The following is a 26,245-nucleotide window of genomic DNA, read 5'->3' as shown; positions in this document are numbered from 1 at the left end:
AACGGATCTGGCACGCTCCCTGTGCCACGCTTGGATCGCCTTACTGGCTGCTGGTACTTTCTACTAGCGCCATCTCGTCGCTGGTGAGCAACTTATCGATATCCACTAGTACCAACATGCGGTCATCTAGACTACCCAGTCCGCTGAGGAAATCAGACGAGAGGGTGACGCCAAATTCCGGTGCTGGCTTAATCTGATCGGGAGTCAATGTCATTACGTCGGAAACGCCATCTACAACGATACCGACCACACGGTCAGCAACATTAACCACAATCACCACTGTCTGGCCGCCGTATTCGACCTTATCAAAGTGAAACTTAATGCGTAGATCAACGATCGGTACAATCACGCCACGTAGATTGGTGACCCCTTTGATAAAATCTGGCGCATTGGCAATTCGCGTTACGTTTTCATAACCACGAATCTCCTGCACTTTCAAAATATCAATGGCGTACTCTTCGTCGCCTAATGAGAACACTAGGAATTCGCGATTTTCGGCTTCTGCGGCTAGCACCGCACCACTGTTGGCTTGACTCATGACGGCTCAGCCTCCTTAAAAGATGAAAGGTTTTGATTGTTTACTACTTTTCTGCCTGCCTCTTTTTTATATCGGCTCAGGCGGTGTAAACCGGTAATATCCAGAATCAACGCAACGCTACCGTCGCCTAGAATGGTGGCGGCCGAGATTCCGGGTACTTTGCGGTAGTTGTCTTCCAAATTCTTGACCACCACTTGCTGCTGGCCGATTAACTCATCGACTAGCATGGCGTAGCGACGCCCTTCGCCCTGCACAATAACGGCGATGCTTTTGGTGGGATCGGTAATTGCATTCTCGACGTTCAGCACCTCGTGAATGGCGATCACTGGCAGATACTCGTCGCGCACCTTGATCACTACGTCGTCACCGGCCATTGCGTACATGTCTTCTTTAGCGGGCTGAAGCGACTCAAGCACGGTGGAAAGCGGCAGGATAAACGTCTCCCCGCCGACTTTAATCGACATACCATCCAAAATAGCCAGCGTGAGCGGCAGTACGATACGCGTATTGGTGCCTTCGCCCAGCTTCGACTGAATTTCAACGCGACCGCCCATGCTCTGAATGTTGCGCTTCACCACATCCATGCCCACGCCACGACCGGATACGTCAGTGACTTCGTTAGCGGTTGAGAAACCGGGGGCAAAAATGAGCTGGAACACCTCTTCGTCAGACATGGTGTCAGACACGTTAAGGCCGTTTTCGCGCGCTTTGGCCAGCAGGCGATCACGATCCATACCCGCACCGTCATCGCGCACTTCAATCAAAATATTGCCGCCCTGATGGCGCGCCGATAGCGTTAACTTACCAATACGCGGCTTACCAATGGCTTCGCGTACATCAGGCATCTCTACGCCGTGATCAAGGCTGTTACGCACCAAATGCGTTAACGGATCGGTGATCCGTTCAACCAGACTCTTATCCAGTTCAGTCGACTTGCCTTCGGTGATCAGCTCAATCTCTTTGCCCAACTTGCCAGCTGTGTCGCGCACAACCCGTGGGAAACGACTGAAAACGAACTCCATTGGGATCATGCGAATCGACATCACCGCTTCCTGGAGATCCCGTGCGTTACGCTGCAGCAGGCTCATGCCATTTTGCAATGAGGCATTGCCAACCGACTGATCCTCTAAATCGCTAACCGTTTGATCGAGCATCGATTGAGTGATGATGAGTTCACCCACCAAGTTGATAATTTGATCAACTTTATCGACAGATACGCGAATGGATGACGACTCGGCGGCTTTCTTAGGTTTTTCTTTGGCAACTTCTTTTGCCGGGCTCGCCTTAGAGGCGGTGCTTTGCGCAGGTGCTTGCGGCACTGGGGAAGCCGGCGCCGGAGCTTCTGCCTCGGGGGCGGCTGGTTCAGCAGCAACGCCCTCGACGACCGAAATTTCAATCTGATCTGGCTCGATAATAAAGCACATGACGGCTTCAATATCGTCAGCACTGTCGCTACTTTTGAGGATAACTTCGTAGCGCTTGGCGTCGCCGGATTGAGACTGTACTTCGCCAAGCTGCTCTAACTCTTCAACCAGCAAGACGCGGTCTTTATCTGCAACGTTAAGCAGTGCCACTAACAGATGGCCGCCTGCGCCACTCTTTGCTTCTGCGCTGTTGTCCGTACTGGCGTCAGGCGCAGGTGAAGTCTTGGGCTGAGCTGCGGGGGTAGCCGGACCATCTAGCTGCTGGCCGATTTCATCCAGGGCAATTTGTTGCAGCGTTTGGCAAATCCGCTCAAATGCCTCTTGGTTGGGCTCCTCTTCGCTGCGGTAGGCATCGAGTTGCTCATGCATGATGTCTTTAGCCTCTAAAAAGGTATCCACGAGGTCGGCTCGCAGCGTCAGTTCGCCTTTACGTGCGTAATCGAGGAGGTTTTCCAAAATATGAGTGGTTTTCTGTAGTACGGTAAAACCAAAGGTTCCCGCTCCCCCCTTAATCGAGTGGGCGGCACGGAAAATAGCATTGAGCTGCTCACTGTCAGGATCATCAACATCCAATTCCAACAAATGTTGTTCCATATCCGAAAGCAGCTCTTCAGCCTCTTCAAAAAAGGTGTCAAAAAAATCCGCTATATCCATGCACCGCTCCACCTTAACGTCGCTTTTATGTGAAAGGCTCTGACAGGCTCAGATCACTCTGGCGCTTGCACCTGAGGCTCGTCTTGTTGTGTTGATTCAATTTGCGCTTCGGCTGACGCTTCTACTGCTTCGATTGAAGCTTCCGGCGTTTCAGCCCCCGAATCCATCACGGCAGGATTGCGAATCGCCTCTGCAATTTCAGGAAAGAGCACCACCAGCTCTATGCGCCGATTGATCGGATTGGTTGGCTCAGTCTCGGGTAACAATACGCGATCCGCAAAGCCTGATACGCGCAATAGCTGATCTGGATCAAAACCACCCGCAATAAGCTCACGACGCGACGCATTCGCACGGTCATTAGAGAGCTCCCAGTTACTGTAACCGCGATAGCCACCCGCATAGGGAACGCTATCGGTATGCCCACTGATACTTAGCTCATTGGGAAGCTCATTTAACAGCGGTGCAATAGTACGTAGCAGGCTACGCATATAGGGGGCGACTTGGTCGCTACCTAACTCAAACATGGGCCGCTGGTCGGTATCCAAAAGCTGTATACGTAGCCCTTCGCGGGTTAAGTCAAAACGCATCTGACTGCGTAACTGGCGTAACTCGGGATCTTGCTCAATAGCCCGCTCAATACGCTCTTGCAAATTCCTGAAGAAGTTACGCTCCTGCATGCTTGGACGAGTACGCTGAAGGCTATCAATTCGCGCCCGCTCCCCATCACTATGGGTCGGATCCGGCCCACCACCAGGAATCGCGCTGGTGCTGCCCGAACGGTCTCCACCAGTGATCGCCGTTATCAGGGGGGTGCTAAAGTACTCAGCTACGCCCCTGCGCGTCTCTTCACTGGAAACACTCAAAAGCCATAGCACCAAAAAAAAGGCCATCAGAGCGGTCATAAAATCCGCTAGGGCAATTTTCCAAGCACCACCGTGATGGGCATGAACGACTTTTTTGCGCCGAATGACGATCGGGCGCTTGTCACCACCCTTACTCATGCGTTACCGGCCTTTTTTGCATCCCTCACGTACTCTTCAAGCTCCGTAAAGCTCGGGCGCTCGGCGGCAAATAGTGCTTTGCGACCAAACTCAACGGCCAACTGCGGCGCGTAACCATGCAAACTTGCCAGCAGGGTAATACGGATACACTGGAGCATTTTTTCGGCTTCTTTAGCCTGCCGGTCAATGTAGCTTGCCAGCGGGCTGACAAAGCCATAGCCAATTAAGATACCCAAAAAGGTACCCACTAGCGCCTGCCCGATCATAACGCCCATCTGGGCCGGCGTAGCGTCAGCATAGGTGAGTGTTTTAACTACCCCCATTACTGCCGCCACAATACCGAAGGCAGGCATCGCATCGCCAACTTTGGCGATGGCATCGATGGGGATATGAGCTTCCTGCTCAAAAACCTCAATCTCATGCAGCATCAGCTCATCGATTTCCATCGGCTCCATGCCGCCGCTTACCATTAAGCGTAGATAATCCGTAAGGAAATTCATGATATGGGGATCTGCCAGTACCGTAGGATGCTCCTGAAACATAGGGCTCTCTTGCGGGTTATCAATATCCCGTTCAATGCCTAACATTCCCTCACGGCGAATTTTGGACAGTAATTTGAACTGCAGTGCCATCAGCTCCATATAAAGGGCTTTGTTATATTTCTTTGCGCGCTTGAGGCGGGGCAGAATTTTAAATGTCGCTTTAATAGCCTTGCCATTGTTCGCGGCAATAAATGCGCCAACACCTGCGCCGCCAATAATCAGCAGCTCAAGCGGTTGGTACAGGGGGCCTAAGCTGCCACCTGCCAGCACATAGCCACCAAACACAGATAGCAATACGATTACATAGCCTAGAGGTATCAGCACAAGCAGGGTCCTTGCGGTATTCAGTATTAATGTAAGGGAACCAAAACTTAGCCACCTGTTCTGATGTATAAGAGTCGTTCCATCCCAAGCATTACTTATGCCCATCATACTAGGGCTAAGTTATTGTCTAATTAAAAAGCATCGCTGACTTTTGCAGCTATCTACGCCGATACGCTGAGATTTTATGACTAAGCACTCATCACTAAGTGTTATACCCTAATTCTGGCTATCAGTGACAAAGGAGCTGAAATTGTTACATTTTTTCACTATTCTCCTCCCTTGCTTTGCGCGTTTTGCCCGCCCGTGATGGGGGCTGACATATGCCACACACGTAGTGCTGAGCGGGGCTATGGGCGTGGGCCACAAACTGCCCCCCACAGCGTGTGCATTGATTGAGTTGAAGCAAATCACTCTCAAAAAATCGTACCAGGGTCCAAGCACGCGTCAGCCCAAGCACCGGCTCCACCTTTTCCAGCGACATTTGCTCGTCATAGAGGCGATAAGCTTTGACGAAGGCGTCAATTCGATCACAACCCGCCGCCTCTTTCAGGCTTAAATAAATATTGTAAAACAGTGACGAATGAACATTGGGAAGCCAGGTAATAAACCAGTCAGTGGAAAAAGGCAGCATCCCCTTTGGCGGCGACATGCCGCGCACTTCCTTATACAGCTTGATCAAACGCGTACGGCTTAATTCCGTTTCTGTTTCCAGTACCTGCAGACGCGCGCCCAGCTCAATCAATTCGATTGCCAACTGCACTTGGTGCATTTCGTCGATCAAGCTTTTCTGGCTCACTTCGTTTCCCCTGGCGGCATTGGCTCAAATGCTTCTCCGGCCAAAAGCAGTGAAGCGTGCAAACCAGCCAGTCCCTGATCGCGCGGGTTATCAGTGAGCTGACCAAGGCGCTCCGCGCTCATTTGACTAAACCGACACAACAACTGGCTTGTTCGCGCCAACTTGGTCAGCTGGCAAGCACTCAGTGACACAATCAGATCGGCGACATCGCTGTCTATTTTTAAGCGAAACATAGCAGCCTCACGATCTTCATCAAGTAAGCGCTGCGCCAGAAGCAAATAAGCTAAATTTATTTCCTGAATTTCATCGAGAAAGTTGGTTTGACTCATGATGTCCCATTAAACGACTCAGGCGCGATGTTGTGACCATTGTACTGGCGCCATTAATGACTTTTTATTACCTACCCTCATGGTTACATATAACGTCTGTAAATGGCTACTCAGGCATCTCACGATGAGTCAGTCCTTCTTCTGACAGTTCGAACACCCACACCAGGAGCTCCGCAACGATTTGGTAAAGGCCTGCCGGGATTTCTGCGTCCAAATCTAATTGCATCAAAAGCGCTACCAGTTCGGGCGCATCGTGCACATAAATACCCTGTCGCTGGGCTTCTGCCATAATGCGCTCGGCCAAGTCCCCATAGCCTTTAGCCACCACCCGGGGCGCACGATCGTTCTCTTGATAAGCCAAAGCAACTGCTTGGCGACGGCGCTCACCCGGCGTTGCCATAGGTGGCCTCCGCTTCGACATAGCGTGCGCGCAGCTGGACTTTGTGTAAGTCCAAAGCGCTCAGTCGTTTCTCTAATGCGGGCAGACCAGCGTCGATGCGCTGATAAGCCTGGGTACTTTCAGTAGTAAAATCGATACTTAACACATTTCGATAGAGCCACAGCGACGCGTTGAATGACCCTAAATTGGGAACGTCTAACTGCATATCAGAACGCCACCCACCATCCGGCTCGCCCTCTGGTTGCTGCCCCTCCTGCCCCTCACCGCGAGCAGGCAGATTGATCACTAAGGCCATAAAAATACCGGCCCAAACATCGCCCTCCCAACGAATAGTCGGCATTACCAGCATCTCGAGTTGCTGTCGCACGAGGCTCTGCAGGCTTTCGTGAACGACCTCGCGAGCGGGGCGATTCGCGATCAGCTCGGTGATCTCCCTAGCATGGCCTAACTCTGCACGAGCCTGAACACTGTCTCGCGCCTCGCCATGTGTGGAAAGCGGGGCAGGATTATTCAATATCTGCGCAGCACCCGCCTGGGCGGGAGTAGCAGCCGCTTGAGCGGGGGTAGCAGCCGTCGAGCCAGTTGCTAAAAAATGGGAAGCACCCGTCAGCCGAGCAGCTAAGCCTTGCTCATGAGTTACTGGCACTAGTGGGACGTTGGGCAAAATAGCCATGCCCCCCACCCCTAATTGCGCAGGCGCCTGCGCAATTAGGGGTGCCGTAGCAGAGGTTGCAGCTGGTGACGCAGCAGCCGCTAGGCCTGTCGGTAAAAGAGGAGCAAGTGGGCGAGGGCCAGGCTGCATTTGCGGTTGGTTCATTAGCTGCTGGCGAGTTCCCTCGCCCTGAAACCAACGTTTTAGATGCGACTCATAAAACAAACCACTATCGCGAATACTTGCCTCTAAACGCGTTGCGACTGTACTAGCCGCTGGCGTTTCTTGGCTGGTGATTAGCGGCGCTTCTGGTCGCATCACCGAGGGGGGCGCGGGAAACCGTAATAAAACATCAGCAATAGTCCTTGCTGCAGGACTAAAATGGGTCTGCGTTGACCCTGGCGGAGATGGCAGCGCATCACCACGGGGTAATGTGCGCCCCCCATCTGCGGGAAGAGGCAACCGTTTTAAATCGCTCAACGGTGAAGACGATGCTCGCCCATCCAAATTAGCATCGCCCATCACTGCACGCGGCCCTTGGCCCGGAGGAATAGGCTTTACGGGCTGATCCAGCGCCCGCTGCAAGGACAACTCTCCCTGCCGCCCCAGCACTTGGTGCAAGAGCGTATCAATAAGCGGGGTAATACCGCTCACGACGACCTCGTAGAATCAGCATCATCTGCTTCATAAGCGACCTCAGCGCCTTGATGGGGCGCATAAGCGCGATGCAGATCTCGCTGTCGTTGCGAAACCTCAATTAGCTTACCGAGCTCATCACGACGCGACACTAAGCGACGCCGAATATCCACATCGTGCTCAAGAATAAGCTCAAGCAGCTCTGCTTTACGCTGCTGCCCAGCGGCATCAAGTACAACGGTCGTATCCAGCTCACGCAACTGCTCCACCAGCAGTACATAGCTTGTACGCTGATCGATCAGCTCTGCCCACTGCTCGGCATTAGCAAGTTCGTGCATGTGTTCGACGCGACTTAATAGCGTTTCATAACTAGTAAGCAGCGCCTGTTGAGCACTTTTATTATGAGCAGATGTAGATGACATTATTGCCTCACGCGCTCTGCTGTTGGCCAATATCACGCCACGCTGAGGCGATATCTTCGAGCAGATGCTCGGCCTGGTTTAAGCTTTCTTCGTCGTTACGCAGATTCGCCGTCAATAGCAGGCGAGCAATATAGTCATAAAGCGATGCTAATCGCTCGGCAATCTCGCCACCTTTATCTTGATCCAGAGCAGCGGCAAGGCCATTATTAACAATATCCAGCGCTTTCGATATCGACTTACCTTTCTCGGCCGTATTGCCCGCCTGAATATGAATACGCGCAGCACGAATAGCAGCCTGAGCACCGTCAAACAGCATCACAATAAGCTGATGCGGGTCTGCCGACATCACTCCACTTTCTACGCCGACACGCGCATAAGCGTTAGCTCCCCGCCCATAGGCGGCGCCACCGCGAGAGTAAGTCATAAGCGGAACTCCTTTGCGTGGCTTTATGCTCACCCTAGAGAGGGAGAAACCACGAATATTAAAAGACAAAAACAAACTGCACTAACAGTATCTATCGGCGCGAGCCTGGGGGACTTTAATGGCTTACAACGCTTTTTTCTGCACTAGCGATGATATCCACTAGCGGCTTATCACGCATGAACATTTTGTCCATTAAGTAGACACGGCAATCTCGCTAACAGTTCGCCCAAGCCGTTCCGTAATATTATTCCGCACGACCACTCCCACATTGTCACGCATGGGCGGCTCTACCTGCGGCGCAAGCAGTACCTCCGTAGGGTTACCTTTAGCATCAATGCTTAAGACCCAACCCTGCTGCTGACTGGAAAAACGCGCCAACGAGCCCACTGGTAGGCCTTTAAAGTGCTCGATATAACGTTTAATCCAACGCATATCAAATTGGTGCGGATGCTGTAATAAATGGCGGTAAATTTGCTGTACGGTTTTAGCTGGACGATCAGCGCGATCGCGCCGCATTGCCTCGACCACGTCGACAATAGCACTGGCTTTGGCTAACTCATTAAGATCAGCCCCACTCAAGCCTCCAGGATAACCACTGCCATCCATGCGCTCATTAATCCCCCCAATCACTGCCTGCACAATACCCACCGACAGCCACTGACAGGCATGCAAGCGATCTAGCAACAGCTGGACATGCTCACCGACCGCCTCTCGATGCTTAACCTCAAAATGCGGCGCCTTAAACAGCACTTGAGGAACCAAGGCTTTGCCAAGATCGTGAATGAGGCCGCTGGCCACTATCGCTTTGCGCAGCTCGCGGGGCATGCTAGCTCCCACAAAATCGAGCAAATGAATGGCCACTGCAATACCGTGGCGCACAATCAAAGGCTCTGGAGATAAGCATCGCGAGGCAAATAGCAGCGCTTCTCGATCCTCCTCGTGAAGATCTAATACCCGATCAGCATAGCGGGAGAGTTGACGCCCATCGATATCGCTACCTTGCTGTAGCGAAAGCAGCTGCGCATCCAGATAAGCGGCCACTTTTACCAGCCGACGCGCCATGGGCGTCGCGTAGCGCTGTACATCACGCCGCCCAAGCAGCTCTCTGGCACCAGAACGCTTATTGACCAACGCGAATAGCGGAGAGGGCTGGCGCTCGCCCTGCTGCTCTTTTTTATAGCGGGCCGCTTCGCGCTCTATTTCACACACGAAATACCAAATTTGCCGCTCTTGCTCCGCACTACAATCGACAAAGCTAAAGCCGACGCGCAGTAGATGGCGCTCAGCGTCTGTTTTTTGATGGCGAGCCTCTCCTAGCACCTCAAAATAGGTGCCATCGGGAAAGGTAAATGCTAGCTTCAGAGAGATAGCGGCCTTCGCCAACAGACCACTGGCTGCCAACGGCAATTCAAGCTGGCAGCCGTCTTGGGATAAGTCTCTCAGCTCCCCCTCGATCTTGACATCGCCATCATACAAACTCGCCGATACCACCATCCCCATACGCAGCTCAGCGCGAAAAGACTCACGGCGCTGCAGCACTTCCAATGAAGCAGGGTAATCACTGCAACACAAAAAACGCCCTCCGGCCTGGCGCGTTTCCGTCAAGTGCAGCAGCGGCGTTTGCATCACCTTACCCTGCGCCTGCCCACGCAAGTAAAAATCAGCGCCGCCCTGAAGATGGTGGAGCAAATAATCAACAGATGAGAGATCCATCACTAATGCTTGCCCTGGATACTGCTCCATCAAGACGATAGGCTCAGGGCGCGCGCCAGCCGCGGCAAGGCAGAGTGACACTCCCCCCGTTTCGATCAAGGTATTCAGCAGAGACTCGATCACTGTTGTACTTGCTATTGTTTCAAACTCATCCTGCTCCGCCACAATTCTCGCCTCACTTACTCTTATGCGTTAATTAGTTAACCGCAAAGCGGGGAAGCATATCAGATGCCGGCAATGCGGCGTATGCTCAAAAAGCCATCATTCTCATGCTTATTAGGCGAGCTATAGCTTGCAGAGGCAGGAGGTTATATAGTCGGAGCTATCAATAACAAGCAAACACAACACCAAGCTGATCAATGTAAAGTTTTTCTGCGGCCTGCCGATATTAGTATAGAAACGCTTACTAAATTAGTTAAAATTCGAGCTATGGCTGCCGTTTCACGCTATTGCACCACTAACTGGCTGCCAAAGCTGACTTTAAAGAGGAACGTGCACCATGAGCTCACTACCCACCGACGCAATAACGCCGCCGTCGTCAGTCCTAACCCACTTAAACCCACGTCAGCGGTTAGAAAACACACTAGCCCAGCTAGCGACAACGAACACACAGCTTAAAAACACAGATTCCACCGAGCGTGAAATCTCTACCGAAGAACTCGTTGAGCCTATCCAGCGCATTAACGAGATAATGCGTCCACATGGCTTAGAGTTTGAGTTAAGTGAAAAAACCTCACGCGTGATTACGCGGGTCATAGACAGAGAGTCTGGAGAAATAATACGCCAGATCCCGGCAGAAGAAGTGCTCGCTATTGCTGAGCGACTAGAAGAAATGCAAGGACGTATAATCTCTATAGAAGCCTAAAGATCAACACAGCCCCCTACACCTGCATGTTCATAACATCACGATAGGCAGAAACTAAGCGGTTGCGAACCTGAAGCCCCATTTGAAACGCAACGCTTGCTTTCTGCATATCGACCATTACGTCATTGAGCTGTAGATTAGGATCACCCGCCTGAAAAGCCATGGCTTGGCTGTTAGCCGTTTGCTGAAGTCGGTTAATGCGTTGAATCGAGGCCTGAAGCTCACCCCCAAAACCTCCCTGTCCGACTACTGCTGACGCCTGGGCACCGCTAAGGGGCTGGGTGGATGCCGCCTGGGTTGCCATGCCTTGCATTTGCTGTAGCGCAGCCTGTATTGCGGGAGTACTCATACGCTCACCTCAATTCACAAAAAATATCTAATGCGAAAAGCCTAACACCAAAGCAACCCGCCTCATACGGACAAATGCGCATAAAAAGCGAAGCTTATCGTTCCTTTAGGCTCGACTAGTCACCGGATAATGGCCGTCATCACAATTCCGCCTCATCTTTTAGGCGGATAACCGCGATTGACGGATATAGCCTATGCCTTCTTTGGTGATGAGCCTGGGCCGACGCCAGCTTAGCCTGCCCCTCTGGAGGGTCGCATGAGCGAAACTGGTGCAACGGCAGGCCGTCAAAACAGTACGAATCAATCCACTCCCCGCAGTGGAAATATAAATAGTGGAAGCACAGGCAGTGGAAATGCTGAACGCGATACCGCCAACGGCTCGGCTTTTGATCGAACGCTGAAGCAGTTGCGTGGCAATCCGCTCGTCGCACTGCTTATCGCTGGTGCCGCCTCAATTGCTATTGTGGCGGCTCTATTTATGTGGGCCAGCAGCCCTGAGTACCGTGTGCTTTACAGCAACCTAAGTGAAGCTGATGGTGGCAGTATCATCAATGAACTAGATACCCGCGGCATTCCTTATCAGTTCAGTGAAGGTGGACAGGCGTTAATGGTGCCTAGCAACCAAGTCCACACCCTGCGCCTACAGCTTGCTGAGCAAGGCCTCCCCCGCGGCGGCAATCTTGGCCTGGAGCTAATGGATAGCCAAGCGTTTGGGATTAGCCAGTTTGCTGAGCAGGTCAATTACCAGCGGGGCTTGGAAGGTGAGCTTGCGCGCTCAATTGAATCGCTGGGACCGGTGGAAGGGGTGAGAGTTCACCTATCCATGGCCAAGCCATCGGTTTTTATTCGTGATCGTGAGCCAGCCAAAGCGTCCGTTGTGCTGACTCTTTTACCTGGCCGTGTTTTGGGTGAAGGGCAGGTCAGCGCGATTGTCCATATGGTTTCGGGTAGTGTGCCCGAGCTTGCCGCTGAAGATGTCACCGTGGTAAATCAGGATGGTCGTTTGCTGTCTGCCGAGACAAGTAATGGCAATGACCTGGATGGCTCGCAGCTTGAGTATATTGCTGAGGTTGAGCGTTCTTACCAGCAACGCATCGAGCATATTCTAACGCCCATTTTGGGTCGCGATAACGTGCGTGCCCAAGTTGCTGCACAGATCGATTTCTCGCGGCGAGAGCAAACCTCTGAGCGTTACGGGCCCAATCAGCCGCCTAACGAAGCCGCCGTACGTAGCCGTCAGCTAAGCCTTGCGTTTGACGGTGAAGACCCATTGGCCACAGGCATTCCAGGCGCGTTAAGCAATACACCACCGGGCACGATACCCTCCCCTATCAACCAGCCGGAAGGTGATGAAGAGGAAGCCGACCAGCAAGAAGATGTGCCCCCTGAAGCGTTGCGCAACTTGCGTCAAGACGACGTTATCAACTACGAAGTTGACCGTAGCATCGAGCATGTGCAGCACCGTCTTGGCCAGGTAGAGCGGCTATCCGCTGCGGTGGTTGTGAATTACCGCTCGGAAATGAACGACGACGGAGAATGGGTTGATGTCGCTCTAACAGAGGATGAGGTCGCTCAAATTGAACGCCTGGTTCGCCAAGCTATGGGCTTCTCACAGCTGCGCGGCGATGAAGTTGAAGTCGTCAATTCTCCCTTCGCCCGCAGTACCGAGGAAACCGAGGAGGTCGAGTGGTGGAAAGACCCCGACATCCTTTCAATGGCTGCCACTGCGGGTCGCTACCTGCTGGTTGCACTGGCAATTCTCTTGCTCTACCTGCTGATTTTGCGCCCCTTAATTAAGCGCTATACCCAAACGCCGGTTATGGCCACGGCTGCACCTGGCGGGACGCTGGCCGCTAGCGTCGGCGGCGAAGAAGACGAGGAAGGAGAAGAAGCGGGTGATGAGAGCGGTGAAACCTACGCCAAGCCGAAGCGGAAACGCAAAACATCACTTTACGAACATAACCTCAACGACCTGCGTGAAATGGCTCAGGAAGACCCACGCATGGTCGCGATGATCATTCGTAGCTGGATGAATGCTAATGAGTAGTTCAATTGCTGAAATGAGCGGTGCTCGCAAGAGCGCTGTCTTATTGCTTGCACTCGATGAAGACAGTGCCGCAGAGGTGTTTAAATACCTCGGCGCCGCTGAGGTACAAGAAATCAGTATGGAGATGGCCCGGCTGAACCAGGTCTCCCATGACGATATGAAGGCGGTACTCGAAGCATTCCATAAAGAGACCGAAGAGTTTGTAGCGTTGAATCTTAACTCCAGCGATCACATTCGCTCGGTGTTAACCAAAGCGCTGGGCAGTGAACGCGCGACCAGCCTGATTGAAGATATTCTTGAAACAACGGGTAACAACTCAGGTATCGATGCCCTCAACCTCATGGAAGCTTCCATGGTGTCTGAGCTCATTCGCGACGAACACCCGCAAATTATTGCGACGATCCTGGTTCACCTGGATCGCCATCAAGCGTCCGATATTCTAGAACTATTTGAAGAGAAACTGCGTAATGATGTGGTGCTGCGCATCGCTACGTTCAGCGGCGTTCAGCCTGCCGCGCTACAAGAGCTGACCGAAGTACTTACCAGCATGCTGGACGGTCAGAACCTTAAACGCAGCAAAATGGGCGGCGTAAGAACGGCTGCTGAGATTCTCAACTTGATGAACTCCTCCCAGGAGGAAACCGCCATTGAGACCGTGCGTGCGCATAGCGAAGATTTGGCCCAGAAAATTATCGACGAAATGTTCTTGTTCGAGAATCTGCTGGACCTCGACAACCGCGCCATTCAAATGGTGCTGCAAGAAGTCGAGACCAATTCTCTGGTGGTGGCTCTCAAAGGGGCGCAGGACGCCTTGGTGGACAAGTTCCTACGCAATATGTCACAGCGCGCTGCCGATTTAGTTCGCGAAGATATGGAAGCCCGCGGCCCTATCCGTGTCTCTCAAGTTGAAACCGAGCAGAAGGCTATCTTGCAGGTCGTAAGACGCTTAGCAGATTCAGGTGAAATCGTCCTGGCAGGTGGAGACGACGAGTATGTCTAATACTCACTCGCCTAAATTTGATCGCCATGGCGATTGGCGTCGCTGGCAAATGGAAGAGCTGGCAACCACGCAGAGCAACCACGCTGCGGATGGCGAAGTGCCTACGGCTCACCAGCGCAAAGTGCAGGCGGCACAAAAAGCTGCCGAGCAGGCGCGCCAGCGTGAAGAGAGTGAGCGCCAGGCACTGCACGAACGTATTCGTCAGCAAGCGGAAAAAGAGGGGTATAACGCAGGCTTTGAGAAGGGTCGTAAAGAGGGGCTTGAAAAGGGTTTAGAGGAAGCTGCCGAGCAGGCAAAAACCGAGCTAGAAGCGCAAATTCGCAAGACCGTCGCGCCGCTGGAAACACTGGGTAAACAGTTTGCGGATGCGCTTGAACACCTTGATGACACCATCGCCTACGACCTTGTTGAGTTAGCACTAGCCACAGGCAGGCAGCTTGCTAGCGATGCTTTGCAGGATACGCCTGAACAAATTTTGGTGATTGTCCGAGAACTTTTGCACACCGAGCCGCCCTTGGTGGGTCATCAGCGTCTCTGGCTCAACCCGGACGATCACACACTGGTAGAAGAGCACTTAGGCAATGAGCTAAGGGCCGCTAACTGGAAGCTGCAACCTGATGATCAGCTTGCCCGGGGTGGCTGTCGGGTAACCAGTGCCCAGGGTGAAATTGACGCGACCTTCGAAAGCCGATGGCATGCCATTCAAGCCCAATCGCGCAAACGCGGCCTTAATTCGCCCCCCTCTTCTAACGTTCCTTCATCCTAGGCGGATACGCTATGGCAGATACCACCTGTCCTCATCGACATCGCTGGAATAAGGCATTGCGACGCACGCAACAGCGTGTCAGTCACCTGCCGCGCTACCGCAATAGCGGCCGCGTCATTCGCGCGACGGGGATGGTGATTGAGGTGGTTGGCTTGCGCGTCGCCGTGGGCAGCGCCTGTCGTATTGAATTACCCGGCAGCGACGGACGCCTATCAGACAGCGATAAACATGCTGAAGCAGAGGTTGTCGGCTTTTCCGGTGACAAATTGTTCCTGATGCCACTGGAAGAGGTCATCGGACTAATGCCTGGTGCGCGCGTAGCACCTCTGGATGAAAGCGGTAGCAACAGTGCCCGTCGTTTCCCTATGGGCGACAGCCTGCTGGGCCGGGTGCTGGATGGCAACGGCAATCCGCTTGATGATCGTGAAAGCATTGAAGAGATACCTCGGGCAACACTCAACTCGCCGCCGCTCAACCCGCTTTCACGGGCACCGATCGATGCACAAATTGACGTCGGCATTCGTGCCATTAATGCACTGCTCTGCGTAGGTCGAGGTCAGCGAATGGGGCTGTTTGCCGGCTCGGGGGTAGGTAAATCAGTACTGCTAGGCATGATGGCGCGCTACACCAAAGCCGACGTGATTGTGGTTGGCTTGATAGGTGAGCGGGGCCGTGAAGTACAGGATTTTATCGATAATATTTTAGGCCCTGAGGGCCGACGGCGTGCTGTCGTCGTCGCCGCTCCCGCGGATACATCACCGCTGCAGCGCCTGCAGGGTGCCAGTTATGCGACACGCCTGGCAGAAGGCTTCCGTGATGAAGGTCGCGATGTTCTGCTGATTATGGACTCACTGACACGCTATGCCATGGCACAACGGGAAATTGCCCTAGCGATTGGAGAACCACCCGCTACGAAAGGCTATCCACCCTCCGTGTTTGCTAAACTGCCTGGCCTTGTGGAACGTGCAGGTAACGCCGAGCGTGGCGGAGGCTCCATTACGGCGTTTTATACCGTGCTAACAGAAGGCGATGACCAACAGGATCCTATTGCCGACTCTGCTCGCGCCATTCTAGATGGGCATATCGTGCTGTCGAGAACATTAGCAGAAGCAGGCCACTACCCGGCAATCGATATTGAAGCCTCGATTAGCCGTGCGATGACATCGATTGTCTCATCAGAGCAACTCCAGGAAGCGCGGGTCTTCAAGCAGCTGTTCTCTCGCTACCAGCGGAACCGGGACCTTATCAGCGTGGGGGCCTACAGCCCAGGTCATGATCCGCAGCTTGATGAGGCAGTGAAACGCTTTCCATCGTTAGAAAACTTCCTGCAACAGAATATTGATGAGTGTGCAACGCTTGCGGATGCACGCCAAGCGCTGTACACGCTAGTAGGGGGACGCGCATGAGCACTTCACAGCTCGAAATGTTAACCGACTTAGCCAGAGGCGCACGCGATCAAGCAGGCAAGATACTGGCTCAAGAGCGACAAACGGAGCAGCAAACGACCGCTCAGTTAAAATCACTATTGAGCTATCGGGCGGAGTACGCCGAGCGCTTGCAAAAAGCGATGAGTGACGGCATTGACCCTGCCACCATGTACAACTACCAACAGTTCCTGGCCTCTTTGGATGCGGCCCTAAGCCGCGCTCGCCAAGCGTTAGCTTCTCAACAGGCAAGCGTTGAGCAGAGTAAAAAGAACTGGCAACAAGAGCAGCGAAAGCTCTCTTCCTACGATACACTGACATCGCGTCGCCTGTTAGAAGAGCACCGCCGCAGTGAGCGTCAGGAACAAAAAACGAATGATGATCTAGTGACAAGCCGCTTGGCTCGTCAGCATAAAGACACTCCGCATTAGCGGTGCCAGGGAACTGAACATGAATATTCACCAGTTGCTTTCGGTAAGCCAAAGTTCACCTCAGACGCAGTCTCAAGGTGCTTTTAGCCGACAAAACTCAGCCAACGGTTTATTTCATCAGACGCTGCTACAAGCGTCTGATGCTCAGCGCTTGACCGCACCAGCGTTAAGTGATGCTAGTGCTTCCCAGGCATCCTTGCCACAATCACAGCTCAATGCGCTCAGCACTTTTTTGTCAGGCTCATTAGAAGTCGACGTTGACAATTTGAGCGCCGCCCTCGAAACACTGGGACTTGATGTCAGTGAGAGCGACTTATCTGAACTATTGGCTCAGCTGCAACTGCCGAACTCAGATATAAGCGTGGACACGCTAGGGCTAAATAGCGATAAGGCTTCCCCCCCCCTTGATGAAATAGCGAGTCGTCTGGCTCTAATGGCTTCCTTTACTGAAAGTTCTCATGACGCGCAATTGAAGTCTCCAATCGCTCCCGCGGCAATCAATGCGATCGCTGAACAGCTAAATATTAATCAAACGGAAGCAGCGCAACTTGTTTCCGCGCTCAATACCTTGGTAGGACAGCAACAAAATGCTCAGAGCCTGACTATCAATACGGCTAAGCCTGTTAATACAGTTAACCTAGCCAGCAGTGCCCATTCGCCTGCCCTCGAGCTCCAGACAGCCACAAGGCCACAGCCTGACAATTTCATTGCTCAAGTTAACACCACTACTGCAACTCCACAGATTAATCCCGTCGGAGCAGCACCCCAGATTAGCAGTGAGGCACTTATCGGTGCTTTACTGACTTCAGAGGCATCTTCTAAAGGTAATCCGACCAGTGAGCACTTGATCACAGGTTTCTCGTTAAGCAACAGCGGTTCATTGACACAATCCTCACAAGGTCAAAATTTTGCTCCGACTGTCACACCGACACCAGCGACCTTATCAACGCCCTTGACAAACCCCGCCTGGCCACAACAGCTAAGCCAACAGTTGGTGCAGATTTCTCAGCGCGGTGGCGAGCAGCATGTCCAGATGCAGCTTAATCCCGCGGAGTTAGGCCCGCTGTCTATCTCACTAAAATTTGGCGAGCAAGGGGCCCAGGCTCACTTTTTGTCAGCTCATGCACAGGTGAGGCAAGTACTTGAACAAGCGATTCCCCAGCTAAGGGAAGCGCTGGCTGAGCAAGGCATATCGCTTGGTGAGACATCGGTTGGCGAACAAGGTGACCCCAATGCTCAGGCATTTGCCCAATCAGGTGGCAAACAAGGTACTGGTAGCGGTAGTGACAACAGCGGTATCGATTCGGGTGAAGCACCCACTCAGAGCACCGAAAGCAGCTCGTTGATGCTGGACGGAAGAGTCGATCTTTATGCTTAGCGGTGGCGCCTGAATTTGTCTGATCATTCTGGCACTGCGATAGAACTAAGCACATAAATACGCATATAAGATAGCTAAACCAAAAGATAGGCTCGCCAAATGAGCCTGTTCATTTCATCACAAGCATGCGCTTTAGGCATAATACCTTGCTAGTGGTACGCATGGAGTTCACAGGAATCGCAAATGGCAGAAAAAAGTGGCGGGTCAAAAAAACTGCTCTGGATAATGATTATCCTGGTCTTGCTGTCGTCAGCAGGCGCAGCGGCAGCTATTTATATGGTAATGGATCAGCGTGATGACGGTTCAGAAGATGCAGAAATGCAGCAGACAATGGAGCGCGAACCGCCTATTTTCATGCGAATTGAACCCTTTACCGTCAACCTTGCCGATGACAGCTATGGCTCGCGATTACTCTACACCGGCGTGACCTTACGTGTGGGGAATGAGGAAAGCAAAGCGATTCTAGAAGAACACATGCCCCAAGTGCGTAGTCGTTTGCTGCTGCTGCTATCTGGAAAACAGGCTGATGAACTTACTTCCTCGGAAGGTAAGCAACAGCTTGCGCAGGCGATCGTTGATCGCCTTAGCGTACCGCTGACTGAAAATCAGCCGCCGCTTGATTTGCGTGAAGTTTTATTCACCGAATTTATTGTGCAATAACCCCGGGAACTGGAGCCGTTCATGTCACAGGACGATCTACTGTCCCAGGAAGAAATTGACGCCCTGCTTAAGGGCGTTAGCGGAGACGATGAACCATCGGCTTCATCTTCCCAAGCGCAAGATGAAGCGCGTATCCGTCCTTACGACCCGTCGACCCAACATCGCGTCATTCGTGAGCGTTTACACGCGCTAGATTTCATTAATGAGCGCTTTGCGCGCTATTTTCGTACTGGCCTGTTCAATCTATTAAGGCGTAGCGCGGACATTACCGTAGAATCCGTTCGTTATCAGAGCTTTAGCGAATTCTCTCGCAATGTGCCTGTACCCACTAACCTGAACATCGTGTCGATGAAGCCGCTACGCGGCTCCGCACTCGTGGTATTCCCGCCTAACCTCGTTTTTATGGTGGTTGATAACCTCTTCGGTGGTGACGGTCGCTTTGTCACCAAGTCAGATGGTCGAGAATTCACGAACACTGAACAGCGCATTATCCAGCGCCTGCTTAATCTCGCCATTGATGCTTACCAGGAAGCCTGGAAAGTCGTTTACCCGTTGGATGTCAGTTTTTTACGCTCAGAGGTGCAGTCAAAGTTCGCCAACATCACCAATTCGCCCAATGAAATTGTGGTGAATACCAAGTTCAATATCGAGGTTGGCAACCTATCAAGCAATTTTCAGATATGCATGCCTTACGCCATGATCGAACCGTTGCGTGATTTACTGGCCAACCCGATCAATGATAGCAACCATGACCAGGACGGCAGTTGGTCACGCCGTATGGCGAGTGAGCTACGTCAGTCGGAAGTTGAGTTAATCGCTGAATTTGCTCAAATACCTAGTCGTATCGCCCATGTAATGGGGTTAAAGAAAGGCGACGTGCTACCGTTAGACATTCCGAGTTCTATCACAGCAAGCGTTGACGGTGTGCCAGTCATGGAGTGTGAATACGGTAGTCAACGCCAGCAGCATGCACTGCGTGTGTTACACATGATTGACCATGCCGCTATGAATAACGCATCGTCCAAGGACTTTACTAAAGGGTCTACGCGACAGAAAGCCAAGGAATCCAAAGCATGACTGATCCCAACAAGCCTGATCATAATGTCTCTGACGATGATTCAGCGGATGCCATGTCTGAGCAGGAAGAAACTTCTTCAAGTGCCGATGCCGCTAGTGAAGAGGAAGATCCCTGGGCAGCCGCTATGGCGGAGCAAGAGGAGGCTTCTTCAGGTACTGATGCTAGCGAAGAGGAAGACCCCTGGGCATCTGCTATGGCCGAACAGGAGGCCGTTGAGGAAAGTGAACAACAGGCATCAGAGCCAGAGCGTAAAGCACCTGCCGCTAAAGCCGCGAGTGAAGATATCTTCCGGCCATTAAGCCCTGATAGCGGCTCTTCACAGGCTCGCGAACTAGAAATGATTATGGATATCCCGGTGAAACTCACCGTGGAGCTAGGTCGTACAAAGCTAACCATTAAGCAGTTACTGGAGTTAGCCCAAGGCTCTGTTATTGAGCTTGAAGGCCTCGCCGGCGAGCCGATGGACATATTAATTAATGGCTACTTGATTGCTCAAGGTGAAGTCGTCGTCATCGAGGATAAATACGGTATTCGTATTACTGAAATCATCACGCCCTCTGAACGTATTCATAAATTGAACCGATGAGCGTTGCAACCTCTTCGACGCAGAACGGTTCGCTCGATGCACTAAGTAACGGTGGTGAGGCGTTGATTGGCATGGCCGTTTTAGGCAAAACAGCCGCCGCTTTGGCTCTCGTTGTTGCGATTATTTTAATCTGCACAGCGCTTTTAAAGCGCTGGAGCAACCACACCACTCGCCATGGCGCCAACCTTCGCATTGTAGGCAGTACAGCCGTTGGCAATCGTGAGCGTGTCGTCATTGTTGAAGTGGAAGATACCTGGTTGGTAGTTGGCGTGGGTGGGGGGCGAATTACTAAATTGCACGAACGCCCAGCCCCCGAAAACCGCACGCCAACGACGCCGTTGCCCCCTTCATCGCGCTTTTCCCGGCATTTATCAAAAGCGCTGGCCGCTACCCGTCGCAGTGACTCATCCGCGCCCTCCGATCCACATCAGACGCCATGAGGCAACGGATGCACTTTTCTTGGCCCGTTTTTTTTAAAGCCTTTTTTTCTATGCACTATTTTTTTCCAGGCAGTGTTTTTAATAACAAGACGGCTGGCACGGATGGTCAGCGCTGGCTTTGGCTGGCATTGGCCCTTGGTGTTTGTTTAATTTTGGTGGCAGGCCCTGTCCATGCTCAGCAGATCCCCGGGATTACTTCGCAGCCACTAGAAGATGGTGGCCAGCAGTGGTCACTCTCGCTGCAAACACTGCTCTTCCTCAGCTCGCTAGCATTTTTACCCTCCATGCTACTGATGATGACGAGCTTTACGCGCATCATCATTGTGCTTAGCCTGTTGCGAACGGCAATGGGCACCCAGGCAACACCGCCCAATCAAGTACTCTTGGGAATAGCGCTTTTTCTGACTTTTTTTATTATGTCACCAGTATTGGCACAGGTGTATGACAACGCCTGGGTGCCATTGACGAATGAGACGATTAATTTTGAAGAGTTTTTGCTACTTGCTCAGGATCCATTTAGGGAATTTATGCTCGCCCAAACTCGCGAGCCCGATCTGGCGTTGTTCGTTCGCTTGGCAGACATAGGGCCGATGCAAGGCCCGGAAGAGTTACCGATGCGAGTGTTATTGCCTGCTTACGTTACGAGCGAGCTAAAGACGGCATTTCAAATTGGCTTTACAATCTTTATTCCGTTTTTGATCATTGACCTCGTGGTGGCCAGCACCTTGATGGCACTCGGGATGATGATGGTTCCACCCATCACGATCTCATTACCTTTTAAACTGATGCTGTTCATTCTGGTGGATGGCTGGCAGCTTATTATTGGCTCGATGGCAGAAAGCTTTTACATGATATAGCGCTTTACACAGCACATCGTTCATACAGCACAAAGGATCCCAGCTATGACACCCGAAATGGTGATGAGCATTGCTTATCAAGGTATGCGTGTAACGCTTCTCCTTGCTGGCCCCATGCTGCTGGCAGCCCTCTTCACTGGCCTTATCATCAGCCTATTCCAAGCCGCAACGCAAATTAACGAAATGACGTTGACGTTTATTCCTAAAATTCTTGCCGTGTTTACAGTACTGGTATTAGCTGGCCCCTGGTTGCTTGGATTGATTACCGACTTTACTCACCGCCTATTTACCAACATCCCAAGTATGGTGATGTAACGCTATGGTGGAAGTCACTTTCGCACAACTACAGGGGTGGTTGGTGGCTTTTTTATGGCCGTTTGCGCGCATTACTGCTTTCATGGCGGCGTCGCCTCTATGGGGCCACTCCAGTGTACCTAACCAGGCCAAAGTGGGCCTGGCTGCCCTAATTTCCATTGTCATTGCGCCAATTTTACCGGCCATGCCTGATATTGCCATCATGTCTTGGGCTGGGGTTGGGGTTATGATCGAACAGATCCTGATCGGCTTAGCGATGGGTCTCGTTATGCATATCATGTTTGCAGTTGTTCAAGCAGCGGGGGATTTTATCGGCCTGCAAATGGGCCTGGCATTTGCGAGCTTTTTTGATACGTCGAGCGGTACCAATATTATGGTGCTATCACGTATTCTTTATATGATCACTCTGCTGATGTTCTTGGCGATGAATGGTCACCTGATGGTGCTTGAAACCCTGATTATGAGCTTCCAAACGCTGCCCATCGGCATCGGAACCTTTAATCCGGATGCCTTTGTGCTGCTTGCTCGCTACGGGGGGACGATTTTTGCGTCGGGTATGTTATTAGCCCTGCCGCTGGTGGGCTCCCTACTCACCATTAACCTGGCTTTGGGCATACTAAACCGTTCAGCTCCACAGCTCACGGTGTTTAATATCGGTTTCCCGACCTCTCTAATTGTGGGGCTAATATTAATGATGGTGCTGATGACCGACATTAATCGGTTTTTACAGCGTTTATTTACCCAAGGATTGGGATTTATGCAGGAGCTAATCGAAACGTTGGCGCCTTTAAACTAAAATCCCCATGTTTTTCATGAACAAAATTTCACAAAAAACATGGGGATAATTAGAGGTGTGCTAGGGCTTGCGAGCAGCATTTAAGCCCCAGGCATAGCCCAAGCAGTTACATATAGTTGAATAGCGATAATCCTTTAATGTCTACGAACGCTTTTTGCGCTGCCTGCATACCTACTTGGCGCAAACTATACTCTGAAATCGCTTCGGTATAATCCAGATCGACTAGATCCGATAGCGTTTGATCGTAGTTCAGCATTCGGTTACTGCTTACGGAATCGATAACATCGAGCTCATTCAAACGAGCACCTGCGGAAGCGCGCACGGTCAGAACATTATCTAAACTATTGTCCAGGTCGCGCATGGCAGTGTTCAGAGTATTGCGCTGATCGGCTTTCTTGGTGTCATTGTCCGCAGGATTTTCTAATACTCGAATGGCTTCTTCCATAGTGCGAAACAGGTCAGCGCCACGAACATCCCCACCTGATTTAGCAACCAGTATTTCATCATTCGGCGCAGGTGTGCCCTCAAGGCTAATGGATAAGCCACCGAATTCTAATGAAAGAGACCCCTCTTCGCTAATATCATCTGCCCAGATGCCAGAGCTTAATGCTGTACCATCCGTGTCGTTGTCCACCCAAGTATCCGTTTCATTATCAAATCGTTGAACCTGATATGTAGGGTCAGCAGCAGTTCCGTCAAAACTAACACGATAATCATTGCCATAATCAGCATCATTGACGTCAAGGGTCTGGGGGCCTCGAAATGTCACATTACCTTCATTCAGGGTGCCATCTTCTTTCTTCGCTTCTGCTACATATCCAGCACCGCTGGGTACACTTTGGAAGATAGCCACGCCATTATCAGCTACTGGCATCAAGCGCGTAGAATCCACACGCTGTTCGCGTGTATTCGTATCGCCTCTATATTCCACACTACCGTTGGCAGACTTCACAAAGGGGGGATTATTATCTTTATAACCACCGAACAAGTAGCGCCCATTGCCATCAGTTGAATTGGCTTGGCCCAGCAGCGTTTCATAAACGCCTTTGAGCTCACTAGAAATGGACTCGCGGTTTTCGTCAGTTAGCGTGTCGCTAGACGCTTGAATCAACAATCCTTTCGCACTTGTTATCGCATCACTAACGCTATTAATGATGCTTTCAGTCTGCGACAGCGAATTACGCGCCGATACGCGTGAATCTGAAAATTGTTCAGTAACTGACTTGGCTTGGTCAACGCCAATCGCCCGTGAAGCGGCCTGTGGGTCGTCGGATGGGTTAACCACGCGTCGGCCGCTAGCTATCTGCTGACTCACTCTCATCAAGTCGCTCTGCTGGCGGTTCATAGACGCCGTGCTCTGCTCGAACATGGTAACGGTACTAATACGCATAACTTAAGCTCCCGAATTAACCGCGCAGGTTCAAGATGGTATCCATCAGCGTTCCTGCGGTGTCAATCACACGCGCATTGGCCTGATAGTACTGTTGGTAACGGATTAAATTAGCGGCTTCCTCGTCTAGATTAACTCCAGACTCTGATTGCTGTACGGCACTTAATTGATCGGTAAGGCCTTGACGAGCATCCAAATTCACCTCGGTGATATTAGTGCGGTTACCAACATCGCTAACCATGGATGCATAGGCACCGGTAACCGTTGCGCTAGCACCAACAATAGATTGGGACTGCAGGTCTTGCAGCGCTAAAGCATTACGGTTATCGCCACTGGCAAAAATAGTCTGGCTAACTGTCAATGACGACGTCTCACCCGCATCTGGAAGGTCGCCAACCGTAAAGCTGATACCATCAACTTCAATCTCATCGCCCGCTTCCAATTCAACGTCTGATAAGTCTGCTGCATCAACATTGGTACCGTTAACCGTTATATTCGCTGCCGGAGTCAGCGTCAGGCTACCATCCGAATCTACCTCAAATTGGTATTTTCTGTTATCCGCGAAAGCGTCTGAAGATATACCTAAATCGCTGACGTTTAAATCACCCTCACGTTCAAACGAGTTGCCCGTGTTATTTCCTACATTAATAAAACCTGCGTCACCTGCAGCAATTTTATCCACGTCAGCAATATTGGTTTCCATACCATTGGCGGCGCGCCGCACCGGCTGAATTTCATAGCGGTCACCATCTTGCGGCACACCGCTGAACTCAATGCTGACACCACCAAAATTTAATTCGCCATCATCATCCCAGGCATCCTGATCAAACTCGACTTCTTGGCCATTGTCGTTGCGCGTCACGACAGGAACCGAAGGCGCTGCACCTTCGAAACTGACGGTATAATCTACCGCCCTAAGGGCATCAATCTGCTCAGGGTCAAATTGAGCACTGGTAATATCAACGCCGCTATTTCCTTCATACCCATAGGTTTGCGGTGCGCGCACTGCAAAGAAGTCTTCGCCCTGGTCACCGTTAAGATCTACACCTTGCTTATGCTGCTCATTGAAAGCTGTCGCCAGCGACACAGCAAGTTGACCAATTTGGTTCTGGGTTTTATCTAAGGTTTCTGAACGAAAACTCATTAAACCGCCCAGCGCGCCGCCTTTGATGGTGGACTCATCTAGTTGAACGACATTACCACCACCATCACGATACCCTACCACCGTTCGCTGAGGGTCATAATCGGCTTGCACTGCTTCAAGTTGAAACGAGTTGGTGCCTGTTACCAGCGGCTGACCATTGGGCAGACTGATGTTGTAGGTTTTGCCATCCTGAATATTCAGGCGCAAATCCATACGCTCGTTAAGCTCAGATACCAATTGATCTCGCTGGTTGAGCAGGCTATTGGGCGCCTCCCCACTGCGAGCACGAGCCAGAGCAATCTCTTTATTTAAACCAGCGATTTGCTCGGTGGTGTTATTAATCTGGGTAATTTCGTCCTTAATCTGGCCATTAATATTGCCCTGCATATCTTGCAGGTAGCCATCAAAGGAGCGGAACTGGGAACTCAGCGTATTGGCTTGGCCAAGCACGCCCTGACGAGCCGCGGGATCAGAGGGTGAGGCCGCTAGATCTTCTAACGATGAGAAAAAATTCTGCATCAGAGGGGCTAAACCTGCTTCGCGGTCAGCCAGTAGGTTATCAAGTTGTGTTACCTGATTATAGTAGGTATCCAGTGCGCTCGACTGGGTTCTGGCGCTATTTAATTGGTCAGCCACGTACGTATTAAACTGGCGTTCGATGTCATTGACGCGAACGCCGCCTCCCACGCTCCCCTCGCCTAACTGCGCCAACTCTCGATTATAGCCAGGCGTATAGACATTACTAATATTATTACTGCTAGTATTCAGGGCATTCTGCGCCGCATTGAGGCCGCTTAAGCCGATCGAAAACATGCTCATGGTTCAATTCCTTAGGCCAATACCTATATATGATTTAAGTATCGGC

The 26,245-nt window shown here is 51.7% G+C and carries 28 protein-coding genes; 14 read left to right on the top strand and 14 right to left on the bottom strand.

The genetic code is table 11. The features are described from left to right. Positions 1–40: 40 nt before the first annotated feature. The 11 genes from cheW to U738_RS16655 all read right to left on the bottom strand — a co-directional run bounded on the left by cheW (position 41) and on the right by U738_RS16655 (position 10,020). Positions 41–538 (bottom strand): chemotaxis protein CheW, encoded by a 498-nt coding sequence (gene cheW / locus U738_RS16705; RefSeq protein ID WP_035582589.1) that lies wholly within the window; start codon positions 536–538, stop codon positions 41–43. Then, a complete protein-coding gene (gene cheA, locus U738_RS16700) occupies positions 535–2,616 on the bottom strand; it encodes a chemotaxis protein CheA (RefSeq protein WP_035582587.1) in 2,082 nt (693 codons plus the stop codon). Before cheA ends, cheW begins: the two co-directional genes overlap by 4 nt. Before the next feature lie 53 nt (positions 2,617–2,669). Further along, complete coding sequence (motB, locus tag U738_RS16695) at positions 2,670–3,617, bottom strand: flagellar motor protein MotB (RefSeq protein ID WP_035582586.1); 948 nt, start codon at positions 3,615–3,617, stop codon at positions 2,670–2,672. Continuing rightward, entirely contained in the window at positions 3,614–4,483 is an 870-nt protein-coding gene (gene motA / locus U738_RS16690; protein ID WP_035582583.1) for a flagellar motor stator protein MotA, read from the bottom strand. The genes motB and motA overlap by 4 nt, the downstream gene beginning before the upstream one ends. A gap of 253 nt (positions 4,484–4,736) precedes the next feature. Next, on the bottom strand, positions 4,737–5,279 hold the full coding sequence (gene flhC / locus U738_RS16685; protein WP_035582580.1) for a flagellar transcriptional regulator FlhC: 543 nt from the start codon (positions 5,277–5,279) through the stop codon (positions 4,737–4,739). Further along, positions 5,276–5,608, bottom strand: coding sequence for a flagellar transcriptional regulator FlhD (gene flhD / locus U738_RS16680; protein ID WP_035582577.1), 333 nt, complete (start codon positions 5,606–5,608; stop codon positions 5,276–5,278). Before flhD ends, flhC begins: the two co-directional genes overlap by 4 nt. A gap of 106 nt (positions 5,609–5,714) precedes the next feature. Next, a complete protein-coding gene (locus U738_RS16675) occupies positions 5,715–6,008 on the bottom strand; it encodes an EscU/YscU/HrcU family type III secretion system export apparatus switch protein (RefSeq protein WP_035582575.1) in 294 nt (97 codons plus the stop codon). Further along, the gene (fliK, locus tag U738_RS16670; RefSeq protein WP_035582573.1) at positions 5,992–7,314 is read right to left on the bottom strand and encodes a flagellar hook-length control protein FliK; all 1,323 of its coding nucleotides are present in this window, start codon (positions 7,312–7,314) and stop codon (positions 5,992–5,994) included. The genes U738_RS16675 and fliK overlap by 17 nt, the downstream gene beginning before the upstream one ends. Beyond that, the gene (fliT, locus tag U738_RS16665; RefSeq protein WP_035582571.1) at positions 7,311–7,718 is read right to left on the bottom strand and encodes a flagellar protein FliT; all 408 of its coding nucleotides are present in this window, start codon (positions 7,716–7,718) and stop codon (positions 7,311–7,313) included. Before fliT ends, fliK begins: the two co-directional genes overlap by 4 nt. Positions 7,719–7,725: 7 nt before the next feature. After that, positions 7,726–8,142 (bottom strand): flagellar export chaperone FliS, encoded by a 417-nt coding sequence (fliS, locus tag U738_RS16660; RefSeq protein ID WP_035582569.1) that lies wholly within the window; start codon positions 8,140–8,142, stop codon positions 7,726–7,728. Positions 8,143–8,334: 192 nt separating this feature from the next. Continuing rightward, the gene (locus U738_RS16655; RefSeq protein WP_327050261.1) at positions 8,335–10,020 is read right to left on the bottom strand and encodes an HD domain-containing phosphohydrolase; all 1,686 of its coding nucleotides are present in this window, start codon (positions 10,018–10,020) and stop codon (positions 8,335–8,337) included. Between the two features lie 334 nt (positions 10,021–10,354). On the opposite strand from U738_RS16655, the gene U738_RS16650 reads away from it, so the two are divergent. Further along, positions 10,355–10,720: a flagellar protein FlaG gene (locus U738_RS16650; protein WP_035582562.1), complete on the top strand. Its 366-nt coding sequence runs from the start codon at positions 10,355–10,357 to the stop codon at positions 10,718–10,720. 16 nt (positions 10,721–10,736) lie between these two features. Here the strand turns inward: U738_RS16650 and fliE are convergent, their stop codons facing one another. Continuing rightward, positions 10,737–11,069 carry a flagellar hook-basal body complex protein FliE gene (fliE, locus tag U738_RS16645; RefSeq protein WP_035582559.1) on the bottom strand — a complete coding sequence of 111 codons (333 nt, stop codon included), beginning with the start codon at positions 11,067–11,069 and terminating at the stop codon, positions 10,737–10,739. Positions 11,070–11,324: 255 nt separating this feature from the next. Between fliE and fliF the strand changes: the two genes are divergently transcribed. From fliF to fliR, 13 genes are all read left to right on the top strand, one after another. After that, the gene (gene fliF, locus U738_RS16640; protein ID WP_035582557.1) at positions 11,325–13,115 is read left to right on the top strand and encodes a flagellar basal-body MS-ring/collar protein FliF; all 1,791 of its coding nucleotides are present in this window, start codon (positions 11,325–11,327) and stop codon (positions 13,113–13,115) included. Further along, the gene (fliG, locus tag U738_RS16635; protein WP_035582554.1) at positions 13,108–14,115 is read left to right on the top strand and encodes a flagellar motor switch protein FliG; all 1,008 of its coding nucleotides are present in this window, start codon (positions 13,108–13,110) and stop codon (positions 14,113–14,115) included. Before fliF ends, fliG begins: the two co-directional genes overlap by 8 nt. Next, on the top strand, positions 14,108–14,881 hold the full coding sequence (locus tag U738_RS16630; RefSeq protein WP_035582552.1) for a flagellar assembly protein FliH: 774 nt from the start codon (positions 14,108–14,110) through the stop codon (positions 14,879–14,881). Before fliG ends, U738_RS16630 begins: the two co-directional genes overlap by 8 nt. Before the next feature lie 11 nt (positions 14,882–14,892). Continuing rightward, the gene (fliI, locus tag U738_RS16625) at positions 14,893–16,287 is read left to right on the top strand and encodes a flagellar protein export ATPase FliI (RefSeq protein WP_035582550.1); all 1,395 of its coding nucleotides are present in this window, start codon (positions 14,893–14,895) and stop codon (positions 16,285–16,287) included. Continuing rightward, complete coding sequence (fliJ, locus tag U738_RS16620; protein ID WP_035582548.1) at positions 16,284–16,736, top strand: flagellar export protein FliJ; 453 nt, start codon at positions 16,284–16,286, stop codon at positions 16,734–16,736. Before fliI ends, fliJ begins: the two co-directional genes overlap by 4 nt. A gap of 151 nt (positions 16,737–16,887) precedes the next feature. After that, positions 16,888–18,114, top strand: coding sequence for a flagellar hook-length control protein FliK (locus U738_RS22715; RefSeq protein ID WP_197671953.1), 1,227 nt, complete (start codon positions 16,888–16,890; stop codon positions 18,112–18,114). Between the two features lie 183 nt (positions 18,115–18,297). Then, the gene (fliL, locus tag U738_RS16610) at positions 18,298–18,774 is read left to right on the top strand and encodes a flagellar basal body-associated protein FliL (protein ID WP_035582546.1); all 477 of its coding nucleotides are present in this window, start codon (positions 18,298–18,300) and stop codon (positions 18,772–18,774) included. 21 nt (positions 18,775–18,795) lie between these two features. Beyond that, positions 18,796–19,851: a flagellar motor switch protein FliM gene (gene fliM / locus U738_RS16605; RefSeq protein ID WP_035582545.1), complete on the top strand. Its 1,056-nt coding sequence runs from the start codon at positions 18,796–18,798 to the stop codon at positions 19,849–19,851. Then, positions 19,848–20,438 (top strand): flagellar motor switch protein FliN, encoded by a 591-nt coding sequence (gene fliN, locus U738_RS16600; protein ID WP_035582543.1) that lies wholly within the window; start codon positions 19,848–19,850, stop codon positions 20,436–20,438. Before fliM ends, fliN begins: the two co-directional genes overlap by 4 nt. After that, on the top strand, positions 20,435–20,878 hold the full coding sequence (fliO, locus tag U738_RS16595; RefSeq protein ID WP_035582541.1) for a flagellar biosynthetic protein FliO: 444 nt from the start codon (positions 20,435–20,437) through the stop codon (positions 20,876–20,878). Before fliN ends, fliO begins: the two co-directional genes overlap by 4 nt. Before the next feature lie 8 nt (positions 20,879–20,886). Further along, a complete protein-coding gene (fliP, locus tag U738_RS16590) occupies positions 20,887–21,735 on the top strand; it encodes a flagellar type III secretion system pore protein FliP (protein ID WP_269449312.1) in 849 nt (282 codons plus the stop codon). Between the two features lie 45 nt (positions 21,736–21,780). Next, positions 21,781–22,050 (top strand): flagellar biosynthesis protein FliQ, encoded by a 270-nt coding sequence (fliQ, locus tag U738_RS16585; protein ID WP_035582531.1) that lies wholly within the window; start codon positions 21,781–21,783, stop codon positions 22,048–22,050. A gap of 4 nt (positions 22,051–22,054) precedes the next feature. Continuing rightward, a complete protein-coding gene (fliR, locus tag U738_RS16580) occupies positions 22,055–22,846 on the top strand; it encodes a flagellar biosynthetic protein FliR (protein ID WP_035582529.1) in 792 nt (263 codons plus the stop codon). A 106-nt stretch (positions 22,847–22,952) separates the two neighbouring features. On the opposite strand, the gene flgL is transcribed toward fliR, so the two are convergent. Together flgL and flgK are read right to left on the bottom strand one after the other, a co-directional pair. After that, positions 22,953–24,236, bottom strand: coding sequence for a flagellar hook-associated protein FlgL (gene flgL / locus U738_RS16575; protein WP_035582528.1), 1,284 nt, complete (start codon positions 24,234–24,236; stop codon positions 22,953–22,955). A 16-nt stretch (positions 24,237–24,252) separates the two neighbouring features. Next, a complete protein-coding gene (gene flgK, locus U738_RS16570; RefSeq protein ID WP_035582527.1) occupies positions 24,253–26,199 on the bottom strand; it encodes a flagellar hook-associated protein FlgK in 1,947 nt (648 codons plus the stop codon). Between the last annotated feature and the right edge of the window lie 46 nt (positions 26,200–26,245).

It is taken from the genome of Halomonas sp. TG39a (assembly GCF_000744395.1).
In the GTDB taxonomy this organism is placed as follows: domain Bacteria; phylum Pseudomonadota; class Gammaproteobacteria; order Pseudomonadales; family Halomonadaceae; genus Vreelandella; species Vreelandella ventosae_B.
The sequence above is the reverse complement of the archived record's forward strand: the minus strand, read 5'-3'. Positions and strand labels throughout refer to the sequence as shown.

Bases quoted from the DNA above. Each gene is read 5' to 3' on its own strand.
- cheA (WP_035582587.1), bottom strand. From the start codon at position 2,616: ATGGATATAGCGGATTTTTTTGACACCTTTTTTGAAGAGGCTGAAGAG.
- fliE (WP_035582559.1), bottom strand. From the start codon at position 11,069: ATGAGTACTCCCGCAATACAGGCTGCGCTACAGCAAATGCAAGGCATG.
- flhD (WP_035582577.1), bottom strand. From the start codon at position 5,608: ATGAGTCAAACCAACTTTCTCGATGAAATTCAGGAAATAAATTTAGCT.
- U738_RS16650 (WP_035582562.1), top strand. From the start codon at position 10,355: ATGAGCTCACTACCCACCGACGCAATAACGCCGCCGTCGTCAGTCCTA.
- fliL (WP_035582546.1), top strand. From the start codon at position 18,298: ATGGCAGAAAAAAGTGGCGGGTCAAAAAAACTGCTCTGGATAATGATT.
- motB (WP_035582586.1), bottom strand. From the start codon at position 3,617: ATGAGTAAGGGTGGTGACAAGCGCCCGATCGTCATTCGGCGCAAAAAA.
- fliP (WP_269449312.1), top strand. From the start codon at position 20,887: ATGCACTTTTCTTGGCCCGTTTTTTTTAAAGCCTTTTTTTCTATGCAC.
- fliJ (WP_035582548.1), top strand. From the start codon at position 16,284: ATGAGCACTTCACAGCTCGAAATGTTAACCGACTTAGCCAGAGGCGCA.
- U738_RS16675 (WP_035582575.1), bottom strand. From the start codon at position 6,008: ATGGCAACGCCGGGTGAGCGCCGTCGCCAAGCAGTTGCTTTGGCTTAT.
- fliG (WP_035582554.1), top strand. From the start codon at position 13,108: ATGAGTAGTTCAATTGCTGAAATGAGCGGTGCTCGCAAGAGCGCTGTC.
- fliO (WP_035582541.1), top strand. From the start codon at position 20,435: ATGAGCGTTGCAACCTCTTCGACGCAGAACGGTTCGCTCGATGCACTA.
- fliQ (WP_035582531.1), top strand. From the start codon at position 21,781: ATGACACCCGAAATGGTGATGAGCATTGCTTATCAAGGTATGCGTGTA.
- fliS (WP_035582569.1), bottom strand. From the start codon at position 8,142: ATGACTTACTCTCGCGGTGGCGCCGCCTATGGGCGGGGAGCTAACGCT.
- fliI (WP_035582550.1), top strand. From the start codon at position 14,893: ATGGCAGATACCACCTGTCCTCATCGACATCGCTGGAATAAGGCATTG.
- cheW (WP_035582589.1), bottom strand. From the start codon at position 538: ATGAGTCAAGCCAACAGTGGTGCGGTGCTAGCCGCAGAAGCCGAAAAT.
- fliN (WP_035582543.1), top strand. From the start codon at position 19,848: ATGACTGATCCCAACAAGCCTGATCATAATGTCTCTGACGATGATTCA.
- fliT (WP_035582571.1), bottom strand. From the start codon at position 7,718: ATGTCATCTACATCTGCTCATAATAAAAGTGCTCAACAGGCGCTGCTT.
- flgK (WP_035582527.1), bottom strand. From the start codon at position 26,199: ATGAGCATGTTTTCGATCGGCTTAAGCGGCCTCAATGCGGCGCAGAAT.
- fliF (WP_035582557.1), top strand. From the start codon at position 11,325: ATGAGCGAAACTGGTGCAACGGCAGGCCGTCAAAACAGTACGAATCAA.
- U738_RS16630 (WP_035582552.1), top strand. From the start codon at position 14,108: ATGTCTAATACTCACTCGCCTAAATTTGATCGCCATGGCGATTGGCGT.
- flgL (WP_035582528.1), bottom strand. From the start codon at position 24,236: ATGCGTATTAGTACCGTTACCATGTTCGAGCAGAGCACGGCGTCTATG.
- fliR (WP_035582529.1), top strand. From the start codon at position 22,055: ATGGTGGAAGTCACTTTCGCACAACTACAGGGGTGGTTGGTGGCTTTT.
- fliM (WP_035582545.1), top strand. From the start codon at position 18,796: ATGTCACAGGACGATCTACTGTCCCAGGAAGAAATTGACGCCCTGCTT.